The 757-nt window shown below is 31.2% G+C and carries 1 protein-coding gene and 1 pseudogene; both read left to right on the top strand.

The genetic code is table 11. The features are described from left to right. Positions 1–132: pseudogene (locus tag IDG60_RS17895) on the top strand (DNA-binding protein); the annotation flags it as partial. A 165-nt stretch (positions 133–297) separates the two neighbouring features. Continuing rightward, the coding region (locus tag IDG60_RS17890) for a HoxN/HupN/NixA family nickel/cobalt transporter (RefSeq protein WP_481906107.1) at positions 298–757 on the top strand (460 nt) is incomplete at its 3' end.

Genomic DNA, 757 nt, shown 5'->3' with positions numbered 1-757 from the left:
TTAGGTTCCATGCATGGTATTGAAATATTAAAAACTGGTAAAGAGATTCATTTTGCTCATTTTTTTGAATTTGAAAATCATAAAAAGGATGCCAAGTTAAGCAAAGTGACATCTTACATTGTTGTTGGTTAATTTATCAAATTATATATATCGCAAAAAAATCTTTTGTGGTTACATGTATATTGTTATATAACAAATAATTTGGCATAACATTTTTGTTATATGAACACTTATTACTAGAGTGCCCATTGAACATACAGTATGATTAAATATCATGTTATGAAAGAAGGATATATTTTGACTGTTTTTAAAAATGAGCGCTTAAGCTGGTTACCATACATAGCTATTGTCATTTTGTTACACGTTATTGGGTTTAGTTTTTTATGGATTGCTGGAAAAGACCATCATATCTTATTTGGTATGGGGATTCTTGCATATACATTAGGTTTGCGTCATGCATTTGATGCAGATCACATTGCTGCAATAGATAATACGGTTCGCAAATTATTACAGCAACGCAAAGATCCATCTGGTGTGGGTTTCTATTTTTCAATTGGACATTCATCTGTCGTATTTTTAATGGCTGTTTTTTTAGGGGTATCTGTAAAATGGGCTAAAGATGAATTACCGCATTTCCAAGATATTGGTGGAACGATTGGTACACTAGTTTCAGGTTTCTTTTTAGTGCTTATCGGTGTGTTGAATCTAATTATTTTAATCTCTTTAATTAACTTGTTCGCTAAATTACGTCGTGAAC

The sequence above is a fragment of the Staphylococcus sp. EG-SA-2 genome, from assembly GCF_017152085.1.
This window is presented reverse-complemented; position numbering and strand designations above follow the sequence as displayed.